Source organism: Candidatus Leptofilum sp., assembly GCF_965223285.1.
GTDB lineage: Bacteria > Chloroflexota > Anaerolineae > Promineifilales > Promineifilaceae > Leptofilum.
In genome coordinates this window covers 2,044,981-2,063,775 of sequence record NZ_OZ244997.1, presented here as the reverse complement: position 1 = coordinate 2,063,775, position 18,795 = coordinate 2,044,981, and the positions used below count along the sequence as shown (strand labels likewise).

Genomic DNA, 18,795 nt, shown 5'->3' with positions numbered 1-18,795 from the left:
ATGACACCAGGACAAATTGCGCTGCGTGCCTTAATTGTAGGGTTTATCATTTCATTTGCGGTCATTACCGGGTTTGCCTACACCACGCTGCTAGAGCGTAAGCTGCTGGCTCGCTTGCAGGCGCGGGTAGGCCCAAACCGTGCTGGCTACATCCCGCTGCCGGGTCGTGGCGGTGGGCGAGAGCGCAAATTGCTGGCTGGCTTCTTGCAGCCTGCGGCCGATGCGGTGAAGCTGTTCTTCAAAGAAGATATGACCCCAGCCAAAGTAGACCGCATTACCTATACCCTGGCGCCGATGCTAACCGTGATGCCCGCCATCGTCTTGTTGGCAGTACTCCCTTGGGCGGGTGAGATTAACATTTTTGGGGCTGAATTTACTCCGTATTTTGCCATTGCCCCTGGATTAAACGTCGCCGCGCTCTTTTTGCTGGCCATTACTTCCATTAGCGTTTATGGGGTAGTGTTGGCGGGTTGGGCTTCTAACAGCAAGTACGCTGTGTTAGGTGGCATTCGTGCCTCTGCACAGATGATTAGCTATGAATTGGCACTCGGCTTGACTATTCTTATTCCCATCATGTTGGCCGACTCGATGAACTTGGGTGACATTGTTGCTGCCCAGGCAGAGGGTTGGTTTGCATTTCGGCAGCCAATTGCAGCCATCGTCTTTTTCATTGGCATGATGGCTGAGTTACAACGGGCACCGTTCGACTTGTTGGAAGCTGAACAGGAGCTATCCGCAGGGTATGCAGTTGAGTACAGTGGGATGCGCTTTGGCATGTTTTTCATGGCTGAGTACATGAAGATGATCATTTTTAGCGCCATTATTGTGGTGCTGTTCTTTGGTGGCTACCGCGGCCCCTTTGTAGATGATCTGCCCGGTTTGGGCTTTCTCTACATGATTTTGAAGATTGTCTTCTTCCTCTTTATGATGATTTGGATTCGCGCCTCATTCCCCCGTTTTCGTTACGATCAGCTAATGGGGTTGGGCTGGAAGCGGTTGCTACCTATTTCTGTTTTTAACTTCATTATCGTAGCTGTGTTTATTGTTTTGCGGGAAGAGGGCGTTTTTGATTCGCTGCTGCAACTGATTGGTTTAGGTTAGTCGGAGAGTTTTATGATTGGTGAACTACTTAAGGGGATGGCAACCACGCTGAAGCATATGTTTCAGGACCCTGTAACGGTTGAATATCCCGACATCAAGCGGCCGGTCCGTCGTCGGTTTAAGGGGCGGCATGAACTGAAGCGTTATGATAATGGCCTGGAACGCTGCATTGGTTGCTCCTTATGTGCGGCCGCTTGCCCGGCAGACGCAATTTTTGTGGAAGCATCTGAAAATACGGATGAGGAACGATACTCTCCTGGCGAACGGTATGCCAGCACCTATGAGATTAACATGCTGCGCTGTATTTTTTGTGGCTACTGTGAGGATGCTTGTCCAACTCAGGCAATTGTGCTGGAAAACGAATATGAGTTGAGCTTTTACGATCGGGCGAGTGCCATTTATACGAAAGATATGTTGATTGTGGATGTGCCGGTAAGCGGCCGTACTACCCCGCAAACCGTAGAACCAGGCACGTTCGATAAATCCATCCCCGATATGGAAGACCCGGACTAGACGAGGCTGGGTTAAGGAAAGGCGACTGAAATGGGAAGTGGATCTGTTTTTATTGTGTTTATCTTGATGGCCTTGGTTTCTATCTCCTCTGCTATTATGATGCTGCGTAGCAAAAATGCGGTGCATAGTGCCCTTTGGCTGGTGCTTAATTTTACGGCCATTGCCGTGCTGTACGTGATTTTGAACGCACCATTTATCGCTATGGTGCAAATTACGGTATATGCCGGAGCCATCATGGTGCTGTTCTTGTTTGTGATCATGCTTTTGGGCGCGGAACAGTTGCAGGGCATCACCGGGGTTGAAGGCAGCGAACGGTATCATCAGGCAGTGGCGATTGTGCTGGTGGTGCTGCTGGTGGTGGGTTTTGGCATTGTGCTGGCTCAAAGTGGCGTAGGGAGTGGGGGAGAAACGGCCGTTATAGATGCCAGTCCCGCCGCGTTAGGACTCAGACTGTTTGAAGCCTATGTACTCCCCTTTGAAGTAACAGGCGTTTTGCTCCTGGCCGCCATTATTGGCGTGGCCGTCTTCACCCGCAGAAAGAAGAAAGAGGCATAAATTATGGAACTCACCATCAACTGGTACATTGCCCTGAGTGCCATTCTGTTTTCGCTTGGTGCGCTTGGTGTACTGACCCGACGCAACGCAATTATCGTTTTTATGTCAATTGAAATGATGCTCAACGCTGCCAATCTGGCTTTTGTGGCCTTTGCACGGCATCTTGGCGACCTGGACGGGCAGGTGTTGGTCTTTTTTGTCATTACCGTGGCAGCGGCCGAAGTTGCGGTAGGCTTAGCGCTTATCGTCACCATATTCCGCAGCAAGAAGAGCATCAACATTGATGAAATCAACTTGATGAAAGGCTAACTATGGGCATTTTTGGTTTAGCTCCCCTAATCTTGATTTTTCCGCTCATTGGCGTTTTGTTCAATGGCTTAGTTGGGCGACGCTTTGTGGCATACAATCGGCAGACGGGTGAAAAATGGTCTGGCTGGTTTGCCAGCCTCATGGCTCTGGCGGCGTTTGCCATTGCTGTCACTATGTTTTTTGGCTTGCGGGCGCACGAATTTCACGCGGAAATTGTTTTACTGTTTGATTGGATCAACGTGGGCGATTTTTATGTGCCGTGGGCGATACAAGTTGACACCCTCTCCGTGACGATGATGCTGGTAGTGACGGGCGTTGGTTCCCTTATTCACATTTACGCCATCGGCTACATGCACGGCGACCCCAACTTCTCTCGCTTCTTCACCTACCTGAATCTATTCTTCTTTTTCATGCTCATCCTGGTGACGGGCAACAACTACCTGATGTTGTTTGTGGGCTGGGAAGGCGTTGGCTTGTGTTCCTTCTTGCTGATTGGCTTCTGGTTCGACCGCGTAAATGAGCAGGGCGAGGCGATGAACGCCAACGCCGCTCGCAAGGCGTTTGTAGCCAACCGCGTCGGTGACCTGGCCATGATTTTGGCAATGAGCCTCACGTTTTGGACGTTCAAATCATTAGAGTTCCAGCCTGTTTTCGACAGCGCAGTGGAGATGTTTGAGAGCGGCCACATGGTTCACTTTGGCTTGTTTGAAGCCTCGCTGGGCGGCGTTTTAACGGCAATCACGGCACTCTTCCTGGCAGGCGCGGCTGGTAAATCGGCGCAGATTCCGCTGTACGTCTGGTTGCCAGACGCCATGGCTGGCCCCACGCCCGTGTCTGCGCTTATTCACGCAGCGACGATGGTGACCTCTGGTATTTACCTGATTGTGCGTAGCAATGTGCTGTTTGAGATTGTGCGGGAGAGCGGCACGGTCATTACCGGGCTGGGCATTTCGTCACCAGATTTGGTGGCGCTTACCGGGGCAGCCACGGCACTTTTTGCCGGGCTCATTGCCTTTACGCAGTATGACATCAAGAAAGTGTTGGCCTACTCCACGGTGAGCCAACTAGGGTTTATGATTGCGGCCGTAGGCATGGGGGCTTACGTGGCGGGGATGTTCCACCTGATTACCCACGCTTTCTTTAAGGCCTTGTTGTTCCTGGGTTCTGGCTCTGTTATTCACGGCATGGAGCACGGGCATCACCACATTTCGCACGGGCACCATGATGAAAACGACACATTCGACCCGCAAGATATGCGAACAATGGGCGGCTTGCGCCACAAGATGCCCACAACCTTTGCCGTCTACCTGATTGGCTCGTTGGCTTTGGCAGGCATTGTGCCGCTGGCTGGCTTTTGGTCAAAAGATGAAATATTGGCCCATGCCAGCACCAACGATGGCACTATTTTTACCGTTGTGTACTGGCTGCTAACGATTGCAGCGTTTTGCACGGCGTTTTATATGGGGCGGCAGCTAAAGATGACCTTCTTTGGCGAACCGCGTCATGAGGCGGCCGAACATGCCCACGAAAGCCCGCCAATTATGACACGGCCGTTAATGATTCTGGCTGCTTTAGCTGTGTTGGGTGGCTTACTCAACTTGCCGTACTTTAGCCAAACGGCTTACAAAACCGCCTCGGAAGCCCATGACTACGGCATCAATTTAGCACTGGAGCATTGGCTAGAGCATTCCATTGAATCGTTCCATCTGTCAGAAGAAGGCATTATTCATCTGCCCCATACGCCAACCTGGGTGCAGTTTGATGTCGCAATCATCTCCACCATTTTGGCGGTGCTGGCTTTGGCGGCGGCAATTTATTTGGTCTACCGTAATCGTTGGCAGTCTGCCGACGAGCGAGACCCGCTGCAAGGCACGCCCATTTGGTGGATGGCCGTGTTGCCATTTGACACGCTGTACATGAAGGGCGTCATCCCGCTGTTCAACCGGCTGGCTGACTTCCTGGGTTACACAATTGATTGGGATTTATGGCACAACTTTGTGCATGAACGCATCATCCGCGACACCTTTGTGGTCTTTGCCAACTTCGCCTCTGACGTGCTAGACAAACAGGGCGTTGATGGCTTGGTGAATGGCGCAGGGCAGGCGGCTCGCTGGCTGGCTGGCGGCTTGCGGCTGTCGCAAACGGGTTATGCTCGTACCTATGCCTTGAGCATTTTGCTGGGTACGGTGGCGCTTTTGGCTTACTTCTTGTGGCCGGTTTTTGCTGGCTAAATATTTGAAAAACTGCGAGGAGTGAGCATCCTCAGATGCGAACTTCGCAGATTTGGTTTTGGAGAAAGAATGGGTATTTTATCACTTCTAACATTTTTCCCGCTGATCGGCGTTGTTATCCTGCTGGTCATGCGTAAATCGTCTGACAACGCGATGAAATGGGTGGCCACTGGCACCTCAATTGCCACCTTTGCCATGTCGTTGGTGGTTTTAGGGCAGTTTAAAGCTGATGTAGCCGGGCTTCAACTGGTTGATCAATTTTCCTGGATTAAAGCGTGGGGCATTGAGTACCACATGGGCATTGATGGCATCAGCATTTTGATGGTGTTGCTCACGACCTTCATCATGATGCTGGCAATTCCTTCCTCCTGGAATGCCATTAGCACCCAAATTCGGCAATATTACATCTTCATGCTGCTGCTGGAAGTGGGGATGCTGGGCGTGTTCCTGGCGCAGGATTTGTTCCTGTTCTACATTTTCTGGGAGTTCACCCTGGTGCCGATGTATTTCCTGATTGGCATTTGGGGCGGCAAGAATCGGGTGTATGCGGCCATCAAGTTCTTTTTGTACACGATGGCTGGCTCCTTGTTGATGCTGCTAGGTATTTTGTACATGGGCATCAGGGTGGGAACATTCTCGCTTCCAGATTTGATTGCTAGCCGTGCCGCCTTTGCTGGTGTGCAAAATTGGCTGTTTATTGGCTTTGCCATTGCCTTTGCCATTAAGGTGCCGATTTTCCCGTTTCACTCTTGGTTACCAGATGCGCATACGGAGGCACCTACGGCCGGTTCCGTGATTTTAGCTGGTGTTTTGCTGAAGATGGGTACGTATGGCTTCATTCGTTTTAATTTACCTTTGTTCCCAGAAGCTTCGGGTCATTTTGCTCAGCCAATTGCTGTGCTGGCCATTATCGGCATTATTTATGGCGCAATTGTTTCTTTTGCCCAGAAAGATGTGAAGAAATTGGTAGCCTACTCCAGTATTAGCCATTTGGGTTTTGTGATGCTGGGTATCTTCTCATTGAACGACCAAGGGATTCAGGGCGCAATTTTGCAGGGCGTGAACCACGGCATTAGCTCTGGCGCGTTGTTCTTTATTGTGGGTGTGCTGTATGAGCAGCGCCACACCCGCGAAATTAAGGATTACGGCGGCGTGTGGAAGGTGATGCCCGTGTTCAGTGCCTTGACGCTGATCGTGACGCTTTCTAGCATGGGCTTGCCTGGTTTGAATGGCTTTGTGGGTGAGTTTACCATTTTGTTGGGTTCGATGGGTGCGGAGTCGTTGGGGGCAAATCCCTGGATTTTCACCGCTTTTGCCACGACGGGTGTGATTCTTGCGGCCGTTTACCTGCTGTGGATGTTCCAACGAGTCTTTATGGGGCCGCTGGACAAGCCTGAGAACGAAAAGCTGCGTGATTTGAACGGTGGCGAACTGGCCATTATGCTTTCGTTCATGCTGTTCATCATTTGGATTGGCGTTGCGCCTTCTGGCTTTTTTGATTTGATGGATGGTACTGTTTCACAGCTAGTGGCTGATCTCGGCTCGGTTTTGATGGCTGGTCAATGATCTTTTAGGGAATCAGTCAATATTTTAGCATTGACGCAGGCGGCGCTGCTGTGTACGATACGTACACTCAGCGTCGCTTTTTTCTTCTTTGGAAGTATATGCAAAAACCTACAGAAGCTGTTTATTTTGTTCACATTAGCGATTCGCATATTGGGCCAACGGCCGTTTACAGTCGTCACGGTTTTCAATCGCAGCCATGTGTTGAGCGCGCCGTGGAGATTATTAACAGTTTGCCAACGACGCCGGATTTTGTGATTCACACCGGAGACGTGGTCTCCGACCCAGATGTGAAATCATATAAACGAGCCGCCGAGATTTTTAGTCAGCTGAATGTACCGATTTACTTTGCCACAGGCAATCATGACCGATCGCGGGATATCCAACGGTATCTAACGCTAGGGCCACGCCAAAACTTTTCTGCCAACTTAGACACACTGTCTTATGTTTTTGAGGCGAAGGGTTACCGTTTTTTGGTGTTGGATGCGCGTGGCCCTGATGAGATTGACCCGCATGGGGTGATGTCTGAGGCACAGATGGAAATTGTGCGGGCAGAAGCAACAATAGACGGCCCACCGCTGGCCGTCTTTCTGCATTTCCCGGTGCTGCCCATGAACTCTGTCTGGATGGATGCGTACATGCTGGTGATCAATGGTGAGGAGCTACACCAGGCATTGCTGCCTGCCAAAAATCGGTTGCGGGGAGTATTTTATGGGCACATCCACCAGTCAATGCAGACGGTGCGGGATGGCATTCTGTATACGGCCGTACCCAGCCTGTTTTCCCAATTTGCCGCCTGGCCTAACGACACGATCGTTCAAGAAGACCCCGATTATCTACCCGGCTTCAACTTCGTTCACCTGCTGCCCGACCAAACCATTGTGCACCAACATACCTTTCCTCGCCCGGAATAGCTGCACAGGAAGTATCGTCTTTGGGGATTTCATTGCAGAGGACCAATCACTTTTAGGCATCATGACATTAATGGTCAGTTATACTTAAAATGCTAAAATGGTTATCTATGCCCCACCGAAGCGAAACTCTTTTCAAAATATCTTGGCACGAAAAGTAGAGCGTTATATCTCCCAAGTTTCTACCATTGTTGTAAAGAATTTCAGTAAAAGACGGCTCGCCTACTTCCTGTGATAATACACAATTCAAATTTTGTTCAGACAAAACATCTTCTGTGTATTTGATTGCGCCGTTGACTTCAGGAAATGCTTCCCATTCTTCTATTGAAGAATTTGGCAGCATAGCTCCAACAATCCATCCAAGATTGAAGTTATATTGAATCCAGGCAGTTTGAGAACACGGTTGTCGCTTTGGATCACATCCAAAAGAGACAATATTTTCCCCAAAGTTGAGAGGAACTACCTCTTCTAATTCAGTTTTAAGGATGAATTCTTGTATTTTGGGTTCGTTTTCTAATGTTGTGATTCTTTCTTCAGAGTAGCGCATCAGTTGTTGAAGATCGAGATCAAAATCTCGAGTCCCACCTTCAATGGAGCCGTCCTTATAGCGAACGACTCTTAGCATATCGGTATAAATGATGTCGAAATTGGAGTATGAGGGTGGCCATCTGTACGCCAGCAAAAAAACTGTATCTACCAATTCTGAGAAGCATTCAGGGTCTGAATCAGGTGAAAATTCTTCAACATAGATTTGGTTCAGGTTCAATTCTTGATTGAACTCTATAATTAATGGGTGAGCCAAAATTATTTCCCTTTGTTGAGAAGAGGCAATCGTTTGCTCAGGATTACACACAATAAGAGGCACCTCTTCCGATCTATCACCACCGGTTGCAAAAAGAGTAAGGAGGACAACGCTCATTATTTCTAAGAGTAGGATGCCTGGTACAATTGAAAAAAATAGCCCCTTTAATTTCCCGTTTTTTGGATTGTATAAGAGATAACCTATTATCAGCACAATTGCGATTGGAATGACAGGGGTGCCAAAGGTGATAGATATTATCCAAAGAGTTGTTTTAATGAAAAAAGGAACTGACAATATTGATCCAGCTAATATTGCAAGCACTATGTAAGGGAGAAGGAGGATAATGAGGAGCAATGTAATCTGAACGCTTGTCCGTGAATTCTTGAAATATTGCATGGGTCACCTTTTTACAAAGCAATTGTTGGAAAATAGACGAAATGTGTGGTGTTCATAACGTATAAATGGCTGGTTTGGTTCCGTTTCCTTCTTCTTTTGGCAATACTGCCATACTTACGCTGCCCTCGTTCTATTCCTTGATGGTAAAATCTTTCGATAGAGAATTAAGAGGTGAAAGATGGCTACTCAGCTTGTGCGCGGGGCTTGCCCACATGATTGCCCTGATACCTGCGGCATTGTGACCGAAGTAGAAAACGGCCGTGCCGTCAAATTTTACGCCGACCCAGACCATCCCATCACCCAGGGCTGGCTGTGTGCGAAAGTACGGCCGTATCTCAACCATGTTTACCACCCAGACCGCCTAACCTATCCGTTGCGGCGCGTGGGGCCAAAGGGAAGCGGCCAGTGGCAGCGCATAAGCTGGGACGAAGCGATTGGCGAGATTGGCAGCCGCTGGCGAGCGATTACTGCCGAGCATGGCGCAGAGGCGATTTTGCCCTACAGTTACAGTGGGACGCTGGGCTTGCTGCAAATGGGGGTGGTGAACGGCCGTTTCTGGAACCGCTTGGGGGCTAGTCAGTTAGAGCGCACCATTTGCGGTGCGGCAGCCGAATTTGTGGTGGAAGCGACGCTGGGCAGCCGACGCAGCCAGCGGTATGAAGATGTGCAGCACAGTAAGCTGGTCATTATTTGGGGACACAACCCAGTGAGCACGGCACCGCACTTTATGCCGCATCTGCTGCAAGCGCGTAAAAGTGGCACCCAGGTTATCGTCATCGACCCGCGCCGGACGCGCACGGCCAAGCTGGCAGACTGGCACATTGCGCCGAAGCCAGGTAGCGATGGCGCATTGGCGTTGGGCATGGCCAATCATCTGGTGCAGCTTGGCTTGCACGATGAGGCGTGGCTGGTGGCAAATAGCGTGGGGTGGCCGGAATTAAAAGCGCGGCTGGATGAATATCCGCTGGTGCGGGTGGCGGCCATCACTGGCGTGTCGGTGAACAATATTGCCAAATTGGCCAGATTGTATGCAGAAACAACCCCAGCCCTTATCAAGATAGCCGACGGTTTGCAGCGTAACTTTAACGGCGGGCAGACGGTGCGGGCCATTTGTGCCTTGCCAGCGATGACGGGACAGTACGGCCGTCGCGGCGGCGGCCTAGCGTACAGCACCAGCGGCTATTTGCAGTGGGATGGCGAAGCGGTGGGGAAAGCATCATTATGCCCGCCGCCGGGGCGCAGTGTGAACATGAATCGGCTGGGAGCCGCGCTGCTGGGCGAAGTTGATGATCCGCCTATCAAATCCTTGTTTGTCTTTGGTTCCAACCCGGCAGCGATTGCCCCCAACGCGGGCCGGGTGGCCGAGGGGATGCGGCGAGAGGACTTATTTACGGTGGTTCATGAGCTGTTCATGACGGACACGGCTGAATTAGCAGATATCGTGCTGCCCGCCACCAGCCAGTTGGAGCATACCGATCTGCACAAAGGGTACGGCCACACTTACCTGACGTACAACCAGCCTGCCATCCCGCCGCTTGGCGAGAGCAAGAGTAACTGGAGCGTGATGCAGCTATTAGCTACTGAGATGGGCTTTACCGAGCCGTGGTTGCACCAGTCTGCTGACGAGGTGCTGGAGGAGGTGTTGACGGCAACGGCTGTAACCAATCCCGTGCTGGCAGGTATTACGCTGGTGCGGCTCAGGCAAGAAGGCACGCTGCCGTTCACCATTGAGCCAGACGTGCCTTTTGCCGACGGCCGTTTTCCCACCCCAAGCGGCAAGGTTGAACTGTATTCACAAACGATGGCCGAAATGGGGCTAGACCCACTCCCAGGTTGGCGTGCTGAACTGGATTCTGGTGGGGAGGATGGGGTGATGTTGAACGGCCGTTTCCCTTCAGACCAAGCGTTCACGCTCATTTCGCCAGCGTCCCACCACTTTACGACCAGCACCTTTGCTAATCAGGATGGCTTAGTGGCGCGGGAGGGGGAGCCGTTTGTGGAGATTCATCCTGATGATGCCGCTCGATTGGATATTCAGACTGGGGAGATGGTTCGGTTGGAAAACGGCCGTGGTTATTGTGACCTCAAAGCCAAAGTGACCGATGGCGTGCGGCGCGGCGTGGTGGTCTCGCCCAAGGGTAGGTGGAGCAAGTGGAGCAACGGCCGTAACGTCAACTGGCTCACCTCAGATGCATTAGGGGACATGGCGGGACAAAGCACCTTCCACAGCAGTCGTGTGTGGCTTAGGTGCCTTGATTAGTCGGGAAGCTGAAGTGATTCCGCAACTCTTTGGCAATTTTCCTCAATTGAATGGGAACCATCCACAATGAGACAATTTAGGTTGCGAACGGTCGTTTCTTGCTGCACCCAGTTCGCATAGGCAATATCTCTTTGCATCCAATTTTCAAACGCTTGGGCTGGCTGGCTGCATTCGCGCAGCACCTCATGAATCCAGGGGCGTTGAGCATAATGGTGTCGCTGGAAGTCGGCCGTCGGTACCAGCCAGATGGCTTGGTTGGTGCGAGTTAAGAGGGGAAATACGGCCGTTGGCATCAACTCCGCACCCTCTACCAAAACTGGCTCAGTTGGCAATCGACACAAATCGGCCAGAATCAATTCAAATCGCTCTGCATGGTAAGCAATCTCGGTGTTTAGCTGCTCGGTGACGGGGCGCAGCCACAGCTCATCGCAACTTAGCTGGTGCAAATGATGAATGGTTGGGGAAGCCTCAGCCGTGCTCTGTCTGAGGTGATGTTCAAATTCCGTGTCGCACTGATAAAGGTGTAGGCTATATTGCGCAGCCAGTCGCTGGGCGATGGTGCTTTTACCCGCACAGGGGGAGCCGCCAATCCAGTAGGCATGAGTGAACTCAGACGACATCGGCGAAATTTGGTGTCAGGGATTGCAAGAAGGTAAGGATGTCTGAGGCAAGGGGGGCATTAAAGGTGAACGGCCGTTCCAAGTATGGGTGCCAAATCGTCGTCTCGGCGCAGTGCAGGGCGTGGCGAAGCAGGGGCGCATTGTCGCTGCTTTTGTCCTCGCACCAGGCAAGATATTCTGCATCGCTCATGGTATACAGTCGGTCGCCAACGATGGGATACCCCAATTCCGCCAGATGAACACGCAGTTGATGGGTGCGTCCGGTTGTGGGCGTGAGGCGCACAAAGGTGTAATTGGGAGAGAACGACTGTATCAACTCTACGGTTGTTTGCGCTGGTTTCCCATCTTCCGCAATACCGAAACGGTAAACTCCCTCTGCACTTGGTAGGCGGCCAATTGGCAAATCAACCTCGCGGGTTTGCCAATTTGGGATGCCGTGGATGACGGCAAGGTACGTTTTTTGTACGGTGCGTTCAGCAAATTGGGTTTGCACAGTGCGCAGCGTGTCGGCGTCTCGCGCCAGCAGCACAATGCCGGAGGTATCCCGATCTAGCCGATTAATAAGCATGGCTTCTGGGTAGGGGGGCGTGTGATTGTGGCGTAGTTGGTAGATGAGGTTTGCCTGGATGAAACGGCCGTGTCCATGCACCTTCAAATTACCCGGCTTGTTCACCGCCAGCAGCCACTTATCTTCATATACAACTTGGTAGTTCAGGTTCACGTCGGGCAGTGGCGGATTGGGCAGATTGCAGGCAACCACATCTCCCTGGTGGACGATTTGTTGGGGCGTGGCGATACGGCCGTTGCAGCTCACCTCCCCCGCCTCAATACGTGCTTGCCACGTCTCTGGCGTTTGGTAGGTAAAGCGGCCTGCCAAATAATCTAGCAGCGGTTTTTGGTGGAATACGGCCGTAACCTTTGAAGAAACAATCATACAAACTAAACCACGCAGAGCGAATGTGCCGAACGCTCGGAAACATCTGTCTCCTTGCTAGTCAATTGCTACAAGCTATCGAAATGCTTTAAGACTCGTAATGCCCTCAGCGTGTTCCAACGGCTTGGGCCACCAGTTTTCTCCATGTCAAAATGAGTTTGGCCCGGATGTTTTGCCTGAACTGGCCACGTATTATCTTTCCGCCTTTTTTTCTTCAATATATCGAGCGCATCCTGCAATCGTGGATCGTAGCTAATACCTGCGAATTGAAAATAATCCAGGGCGCGCAATATGTCATACTTCCAGCGTGATGGATAAGAGAGCATCAACATTTTCTTATCAATGATCTGGCCCGTCTTGTCAGAGCGAAAGAGCCTATGCTGCAATATAAATTCCCTTGCCTGGGCTTCCGCTTTCTGTAGCTCTTCAACTCTGTATTGATAGCCGTTTGCTGCATACTCAAAAATTCCTTCGATAACTGAAATCGTCGAGTGCAGTGAGCTATGTATCGCTCCCCTTGTATTGGAGAAACAGTTGAAACCACCATCGTCCATGTGTTGCGCCAGCAGGAAATCAACGATTGAGCGAAGAGCATCTTCTGCCATTTGGAAATAGGCAGCATAGTTTAAGAACATACCATTCAAGCAAACATCGCTTTTCTTTTCTGCTCCAATTGGGTAGATTCCCCCGTCTGGCCCTTTGACTGTTTCTAACACTTGTACAATAGATTGTCTGATTACGTCGGTTTTTGGGGATATGGCAAGGTTCTTTAAATCTAAAATTGTGTAATGTGTTGAAATCCATTTTGGCTGATAAAAGCGATCACCCCAGTGCCCTTCCTTCTTACGAAAGCTGAGAAACTTAGCCCCCCATCCTTCGGTGGCAATGCGATCTCGCAGGTCTGGGTTCTCGGTTGCCAACAAATCACGATGAACCTGATATTGAACCGAAACATCCCCTTCCAGGAGCCAATCAATAAGGTTTTGCTCACTCATCGCTTTTGAATTTGTGGTCGATGTGAGGAGCCGGGATTAATACAGTACCGAGGCCAACTCGGTGCGATATGATTGCGTCAGGTCGTCCTCGTCGCCCAGCAAGGCAAACATGGCCAGCATGACTTGCCGCGCCTCACCGTATCGTTTGTCCTGCCGCAGCACATCTAACAGCCCGTCCAACGCCGCAGGCAAATTGCCCCGGCTAATCAAGCGTGCCCCCTGCCGATATTGAATCTCTAATACAGATAGCTCTTCCTCATCCGTTAAATCTTCAGATACCAGGCAAAGATAGTTGGCTAACGGCCGTAGCTTTTCTGCCTCAACAAGCTCCTGGCCATCTTTAAGGCCAGCTAACAATTCACGTGCCTCACACCCTTCACCCTGTGCCAGCAACGCCTTCGCTAAATTTAGAGCAACATCTGGCCGCTCTGGATATTCTTCAATGAGTTCGCGCAACGCTTGCTCTGCCTTGGCCCAGTGGCGCGTTCCCAGCAGGCTCTGAATATCACTTAGAGCTTCATCCAGCTCGCTGGGGATGAGCTGCTGTATAAATTGGCGAATTTTTGGCTCTGGCTGTACGCCAATAAACTCATCGGCCACCTCACCATCCACAAAGGCAAGAACGGCCGGAATACTTTGTACACGATATTGCATAGACAAATTGGGATTGTTGTCTACATTTACTTTGGCCAATACAAAATTCAGGCTGGAGTCTTCTGCTAGACGCTCTAAAACAGGGCTTAACATGCGGCAGGGGCCACACCAAGGTGCCCAAAAATCGACAATAACCGGCAGCTCCTCGGACTGCTCTAATACGTCCTGAATAAAAGTTTCTTCATTGACATCAATAATCACGGGAATAACCTCGTTGCGTGGTCTTGATTGGAATTTTAGCATGAAGGAGGCGAGTGTGCAGGTAGGCAAGTGTGCATGTAACACCACACACCTGCCACCTGCAAACTCGCATACTTTTTACTCTGGCCGTGCCTCAAGTGTCACTTCGACGGTTAGCGGCTCGCCATCGCGAATAATTTCCAGAGTAACGGTTTGCCCCACGCTGGTGCGGCGCACGATGTACGTTAGCAGATCGTCAAAATCGTTGATCACCTCATCATTCATCTTGGTGATAACGTCGCCGCCGATGAAGGCATTAAAGCCATTGATTGTGGTTTGCTCTTCACTGCCGCGCAGGCCAGCTTCGTCTGCTGGACTACCCTCAATGACCTGGGAAATAAGAACGCCATTTTGTTCAATGGGTAGATTCATGGCGCGAGCCAGATCGTCATCTAATGTAGGATATGCGACACTGATGCCCAACCAGGGGTAGGCGATTTCGCCGTTTTCAATGAGCTGAGGCACAACCTGGGTGACGATGTTGGAGGGCACCACGTAGCTGATGCCGCCAAAGCTGGGCGTCGCACCAAAGGCGGTGCCATTGGTTTGAATGGCGGTGTTGACGCCGATCACTTCACCACTCAGGTTGAGCAATGGACCACCAGAGTTGCCGGGGTTGATGGCGGTGTCGGTTTGGATGATGTCTGGAATGTTGAAGCGTTGGCCACCTGGTGCGGCTGCGCCGCCTGGCAGCAAGCGTCCCAAGCCGGAGATGATGCCGGTGCTCATCGAGCCAGAAAGGCCAAACGGATTGCCGATGGCGGCAACAAGTTGCCCAACTTGCAGGTCATCCGAATTGCCAATGGTGACCGGGAATAGGCGGTCTGGATCGACATCTACTTTGATAACGGCCAAATCTGATCCAGGGTCTGCGCCTACAATTTCAGCTTCAGCTTCGGTGTCATCGGAGAAAATGACGGTGATGTTGATAGCGTCAGCTACAACGTGGTTGTTGGTGATGATGTGGCCGGCTTTATCGTAGACAAAGCCAGAGCCTTGTGATTGCTGCGGTATTGCTTCTAGCTCCTGGTGGAAATCGTCTGGCAATTCTAACTCATCGTCATCTGGGTCGTTGGGATTGGGAATGATTTCAAATTGGTCGAGATTGAAGGCACTGCCTTCAGCAACAACCTGAATGTTGACGACGGAGCGGTTGAGCTGGTTGTACAGGTTGATGTAGGTTTGGGTGGTGACGATGTCGCCAGCAACGGCCGTATCCTGCGCCGCCTCATCAACCACGACATTCGTTTGAGCTGCCGTATTGACGATACCATCATCAGTGCCGGTTTCATTGATAACGGCCGTATCAGTATCGGCCACTGGTGCAGCGGGGGCACCACCACAGGCCACAAGCAGCAGTCCAAACAGAGCCAGCAATGTGAGCGAGAGAGTTGTTCTTTTCACGGGTAAAACCTCCAAGCGCTTATGCGTTGATTTTGTGATTTTTGTGCAAGATTGATTTTCACACAAAGTTGTAAAAAAAGAATAAACATGACTTAAACCGCGCATGAGAAATTATTTTTAGTTAATATGCCATTTTGATTGTAAGAGATATGGATATGATTGTACCTGTTATGACGATAAAACGACACGATCACCAACCGCTGCCGCAAACGTGGAACGGCCGTTTACGGGCTCTTCTGTTCAGCATGGGCATTAGCTTGCTTTGTGGGTTCGTGGGGGGCGGCATCATTTGGAGTGCCTTCGATACGTCTGGCTTGGAAGCAGCTTTTATGGTTTTCTTTGCTCTATGGTCACTGCTTATTAGTGGGCTGTTCTTATATTTAAGTTTTTACTTCACCTGGCGGCTGACCCTGTTGCCAGACAAAATTGTGCTTCGCTTTCCGTTCCACAAGCAGGAAATTTTGCTGGATGATCTTTCGTCGCTGCGACTTCTAACTATTAAAAACAATCGATCCCCTGAACCAACCAAAGTGCTGGTGCTGACGCTGGCAAACGGCCGTTCCCTGCGGATCAGCCAACAAGAAATGCCCGTCGCCGTGCAGCAGATATTGGATATGATGATGTACCATTACCAACTGCCGCTGAGCTACGAGAAGGAAGCCACCAAGGTGCATCACACGCAGTTTGGGGCGGGATCGAGACGGCCGTTTGACCACTACCTCAATGGTGAAAGTCAGGTCAAGGTGCAATCGCTGGATGATATTTGCCGCTGGCTACAGGCGTGTGAATACGTGCAGGATCGGGAGCTGTTTGGTCAGGGAGACGTGTGGCAACATCCCGGCGAATTTGAGTCGCGCCGCCAAGGGGATTGCGAGGATCACGCTTTGTGGGCCTGGCGCAAGCTGAAAGAGCTAAACATTCCGGCAGAGTTTGTGGTGGGGCGAACTGCGTTTGGTGACAATGGCAATGAGGGGCGTTTGCTCTCACATGCTTGGGTATCTTATGAGGAAAACGGCCGTACCTACCTCCTAGAAACCACGCACAAGAAGCAACTCATCTATCCGCTAGAGGCTGTGCAAACGCGCTACCACCCTTTGTTTAGCGTGGATGAAGTGAGCAAAACGTATCGGTTTGTGCCGATTGCAAAGAAAGAAATAAAGTAAACCGCATAGGGTGCGGTTTACTCCATTCATTGATCAACTCCAAAGTGCTGCTAAAACTCTGCCACAGCCGGAATGACCTCCCGGCCAATAACTTCGATGGGGGCTAAATCATGCACGTTGCCCAGGCTAAAGATGAAAGAGTCGAAGCCCACCTCGGCCAGTCCACGGCACATGCCAATCACATCGGACGGCGACATGCCGCCTTCGCCTAACATGACAAAGCCCAGTGCCGTCTTTTCAATCTCAGCGTAATCCCGGCCCACGTCGTCGCAGTGACGCTTTAGCACGTCTAGTTTGCACGCCAGTTCCTCATTGCCCATGAAGGCGAACAGATTGCAGGCGTCGGCGTATTGCGCCACCAGCCGCAGCGTTTTCTTCTCGCCTGCGCCGCCAATGAGGATGGGCGGGTGTGGTTTGGACAGCGGTTGGGGATTGTTCATCGGTTCGGCTAGATGATAATGTTTGCCCTGGTAGGCTGAAATATCGCCAGACCAGACCTGCTTCATAATTTGCAGCGTTTCTTCCAGTCGTTCAAAGCGTTCCTTGAGCGGTGGAAAGGGGAAGCCCAACCCATGCGCCTCGCGTTCGTACCAGCCTGCCCCAATGCCCAGGTTAGCCCGCCCGCCAGACAGCACGTCCAGATTGGAGACGATTTTCAGCAAATGCCCAGGATGGCGATAGTTGACGCCTGTTACCATGGTGCCCAAGCGGGCCCGCTCTGTCACTGCTGCCAGATAGCTCAGTGCGGTGTAGCCATCTAGCATAGGTTCTTCGGGCTTCAAGCCCATGTCGGGCATGTCCATCTGGAAGAAATGATCCATCACCCAAATGCTGTCGAATCCGGCGGATTCGGCCGTTTGGCCAATCTCTGCTAACTTCGAGCCAATATTTGCCGGACTACCCGGCCAATCAAAACGTACAATTTGCAAGCCAAATTTCATGATTTAACTCCTTTGTGGTAGTGGCTGGTGGTTAATGGTTTGTATCAACTACCAACGACAACCCTAACTTATTTGAATATCAATTCTACATTGGCAACGAGGTTGGCATACCAACTGCGGCGACCTGGCAGACCTGTCCAGCTTATTCTCTAAGCGCCTGGCTTACCATCTCGTCTGCGCCCATGGGCTGCATCCAGGCGGGATAAGGGAGCGGCGTAGCGGTGAGCTCATCTAGGGTTGCCACCTCGTCGGCGGATAATGTTATGTCCACTGCGCCCAGGTTATCTTCTAGTTGAATCATCTTGCTGGCGCCGATAATAATGCTGGACACGTAAGGTTTGGCCAACAGCCAGGCCAGGGCAATCTGAGCCACGCTGGCGTCGTGTTGGGCAGCGATTTCAGCCATCTTTTCCACCACCATGTAGCCTTTTTCCAGGTCTATCGGCGGGAAAGGGAACTTTGCTCGACGGCCTTCAGCGGCTTCTGCATTTTCGCGGGTGTACTTGCCGCTAAGAAAGCCGCTTGCCAGTGGACTCCACACTATCAATCCCAGACCGTTGGCTTGCAGGAAGGGGATGGTGTTATGTTCAATGTCTCGCCCCAGCAGCGAGTAGTACATTTGAGAGCTGATCAGCGGCGCATAGCCGCGCTGGTTTTGGATGTCCAGCAGCCGCTGCGCCTGCCAGGCCGGGTAATTGCTGTAACCGACGTAACGCACATACCCCTTTTGCACAATATGGTTGAGAGCGCGGGCGGTCTCTTCCAGTGGGGTAAAAGGATCGGGGATGTGCAATTGGTAGAGATCAATATAATCGGTGTCCAGCCGTTTTAGGCTGGCCTGCACTGCTTGCAAAATGCGCCGGTAGGAAAGACCGCTCTCGGTCAGCGCCTCACCGGTGCGGAAACTGGCTTTGGTGGCGATAATGACGTGGTCGCGCTTCCCTTTGAGCGCCCGCCCCAGGATGACCTCGGATTGCCCGCCCGTGTACCCATCGGCGGTGTCGAAGAAGTTGACACCGGCATCCAACGCCACGCCAACCATCTGATCGGCCGTTTGCTGATCCAGGTCGTTGACCAGATCGCCAACCAACGTGCCCTGGCCGAAGGTCATCGTGCCAAAGGAAAGGCGGGAAACAATCAAGCCCGTATTGCCAAAATTTGTGTACTTCATATCTACTCCTTCAATGTGATTTTAGCGAAGAA

The 18,795-nt window shown here is 51.4% G+C and carries 17 protein-coding genes; 9 read left to right on the top strand and 8 right to left on the bottom strand.

Features of this window, described 5'->3' with window-relative positions:
- From nuoH to ACOQPU_RS09550, 7 genes are all read left to right on the top strand, one after another.
- A complete protein-coding gene (nuoH, locus tag ACOQPU_RS09580) occupies positions 1 to 1,101 on the top strand; it encodes an NADH-quinone oxidoreductase subunit NuoH (protein WP_420644893.1) in 1,101 nt (366 codons plus the stop codon).
- Positions 1,102 to 1,113: 12 nt separating this feature from the next.
- Positions 1,114 to 1,614, top strand: a complete 501-nt coding sequence (nuoI, locus tag ACOQPU_RS09575; RefSeq protein ID WP_420644892.1) for an NADH-quinone oxidoreductase subunit NuoI — start codon at positions 1,114 to 1,116, stop codon at positions 1,612 to 1,614.
- Between the two features lie 30 nt (positions 1,615 to 1,644).
- Entirely contained in the window at positions 1,645 to 2,169 is a 525-nt protein-coding gene (locus tag ACOQPU_RS09570) for an NADH-quinone oxidoreductase subunit J (RefSeq protein WP_420644891.1), read from the top strand.
- Positions 2,170 to 2,172: 3 nt separating this feature from the next.
- Complete coding sequence (gene nuoK / locus ACOQPU_RS09565; protein WP_420644890.1) at positions 2,173 to 2,478, top strand: NADH-quinone oxidoreductase subunit NuoK; 306 nt, start codon at positions 2,173 to 2,175, stop codon at positions 2,476 to 2,478.
- Between the two features lie 2 nt (positions 2,479 to 2,480).
- Entirely contained in the window at positions 2,481 to 4,709 is a 2,229-nt protein-coding gene (nuoL, locus tag ACOQPU_RS09560; protein WP_420644889.1) for an NADH-quinone oxidoreductase subunit L, read from the top strand.
- A 69-nt stretch (positions 4,710 to 4,778) separates the two neighbouring features.
- Positions 4,779 to 6,275 (top strand): complex I subunit 4 family protein, encoded by a 1,497-nt coding sequence (locus ACOQPU_RS09555; RefSeq protein WP_420644888.1) that lies wholly within the window; start codon positions 4,779 to 4,781, stop codon positions 6,273 to 6,275.
- Positions 6,276 to 6,373: 98 nt separating this feature from the next.
- A complete protein-coding gene (locus ACOQPU_RS09550) occupies positions 6,374 to 7,186 on the top strand; it encodes a metallophosphoesterase family protein (protein ID WP_420644887.1) in 813 nt (270 codons plus the stop codon).
- Positions 7,187 to 7,253: 67 nt separating this feature from the next.
- Here ACOQPU_RS09550 and ACOQPU_RS09545 read toward each other — a convergent pair whose 3' ends face one another.
- Complete coding sequence (locus tag ACOQPU_RS09545) at positions 7,254 to 8,381, bottom strand: hypothetical protein (RefSeq protein ID WP_420644886.1); 1,128 nt, start codon at positions 8,379 to 8,381, stop codon at positions 7,254 to 7,256.
- Positions 8,382 to 8,559: 178 nt separating this feature from the next.
- Here ACOQPU_RS09545 and ACOQPU_RS09540 point away from each other — a divergent pair, with 178 nt between their 5' ends.
- Positions 8,560 to 10,641: a molybdopterin-containing oxidoreductase family protein gene (locus ACOQPU_RS09540; protein WP_420644885.1), complete on the top strand. Its 2,082-nt coding sequence runs from the start codon at positions 8,560 to 8,562 to the stop codon at positions 10,639 to 10,641.
- On the opposite strand, the gene ACOQPU_RS09535 is transcribed toward ACOQPU_RS09540, so the two are convergent.
- The 5 genes from ACOQPU_RS09535 to ACOQPU_RS09515 form a co-directional block, all read right to left on the bottom strand.
- Positions 10,638 to 11,261: a hypothetical protein gene (locus ACOQPU_RS09535; protein ID WP_420644884.1), complete on the bottom strand. Its 624-nt coding sequence runs from the start codon at positions 11,259 to 11,261 to the stop codon at positions 10,638 to 10,640. The genes ACOQPU_RS09540 and ACOQPU_RS09535 overlap by 4 nt on opposite strands.
- On the bottom strand, positions 11,251 to 12,195 hold the full coding sequence (locus ACOQPU_RS09530) for an RluA family pseudouridine synthase (RefSeq protein WP_420644883.1): 945 nt from the start codon (positions 12,193 to 12,195) through the stop codon (positions 11,251 to 11,253). Before ACOQPU_RS09530 ends, ACOQPU_RS09535 begins: the two co-directional genes overlap by 11 nt.
- A 68-nt stretch (positions 12,196 to 12,263) precedes the next feature.
- Positions 12,264 to 13,190, bottom strand: a complete 927-nt coding sequence (locus tag ACOQPU_RS09525) for a hypothetical protein (protein WP_420644882.1) — start codon at positions 13,188 to 13,190, stop codon at positions 12,264 to 12,266.
- A gap of 36 nt (positions 13,191 to 13,226) precedes the next feature.
- Positions 13,227 to 14,045 (bottom strand): thioredoxin, encoded by an 819-nt coding sequence (gene trxA / locus ACOQPU_RS09520; protein ID WP_420644881.1) that lies wholly within the window; start codon positions 14,043 to 14,045, stop codon positions 13,227 to 13,229.
- Positions 14,046 to 14,162: 117 nt separating this feature from the next.
- On the bottom strand, positions 14,163 to 15,488 hold the full coding sequence (locus ACOQPU_RS09515; protein ID WP_420644880.1) for a S1C family serine protease: 1,326 nt from the start codon (positions 15,486 to 15,488) through the stop codon (positions 14,163 to 14,165).
- Positions 15,489 to 15,643: 155 nt separating this feature from the next.
- On the opposite strand from ACOQPU_RS09515, the gene ACOQPU_RS09510 reads away from it, so the two are divergent.
- Entirely contained in the window at positions 15,644 to 16,651 is a 1,008-nt protein-coding gene (locus ACOQPU_RS09510; protein WP_420644879.1) for a hypothetical protein, read from the top strand.
- A gap of 50 nt (positions 16,652 to 16,701) precedes the next feature.
- Here ACOQPU_RS09510 and ACOQPU_RS09505 read toward each other — a convergent pair whose 3' ends face one another.
- Positions 16,702 to 17,592: an LLM class F420-dependent oxidoreductase gene (locus ACOQPU_RS09505; protein ID WP_420644878.1), complete on the bottom strand. Its 891-nt coding sequence runs from the start codon at positions 17,590 to 17,592 to the stop codon at positions 16,702 to 16,704.
- Positions 17,593 to 17,734: 142 nt separating this feature from the next.
- Entirely contained in the window at positions 17,735 to 18,763 is a 1,029-nt protein-coding gene (locus ACOQPU_RS09500; RefSeq protein ID WP_420644877.1) for an aldo/keto reductase, read from the bottom strand.
- Between the last annotated feature and the right edge of the window lie 32 nt (positions 18,764 to 18,795).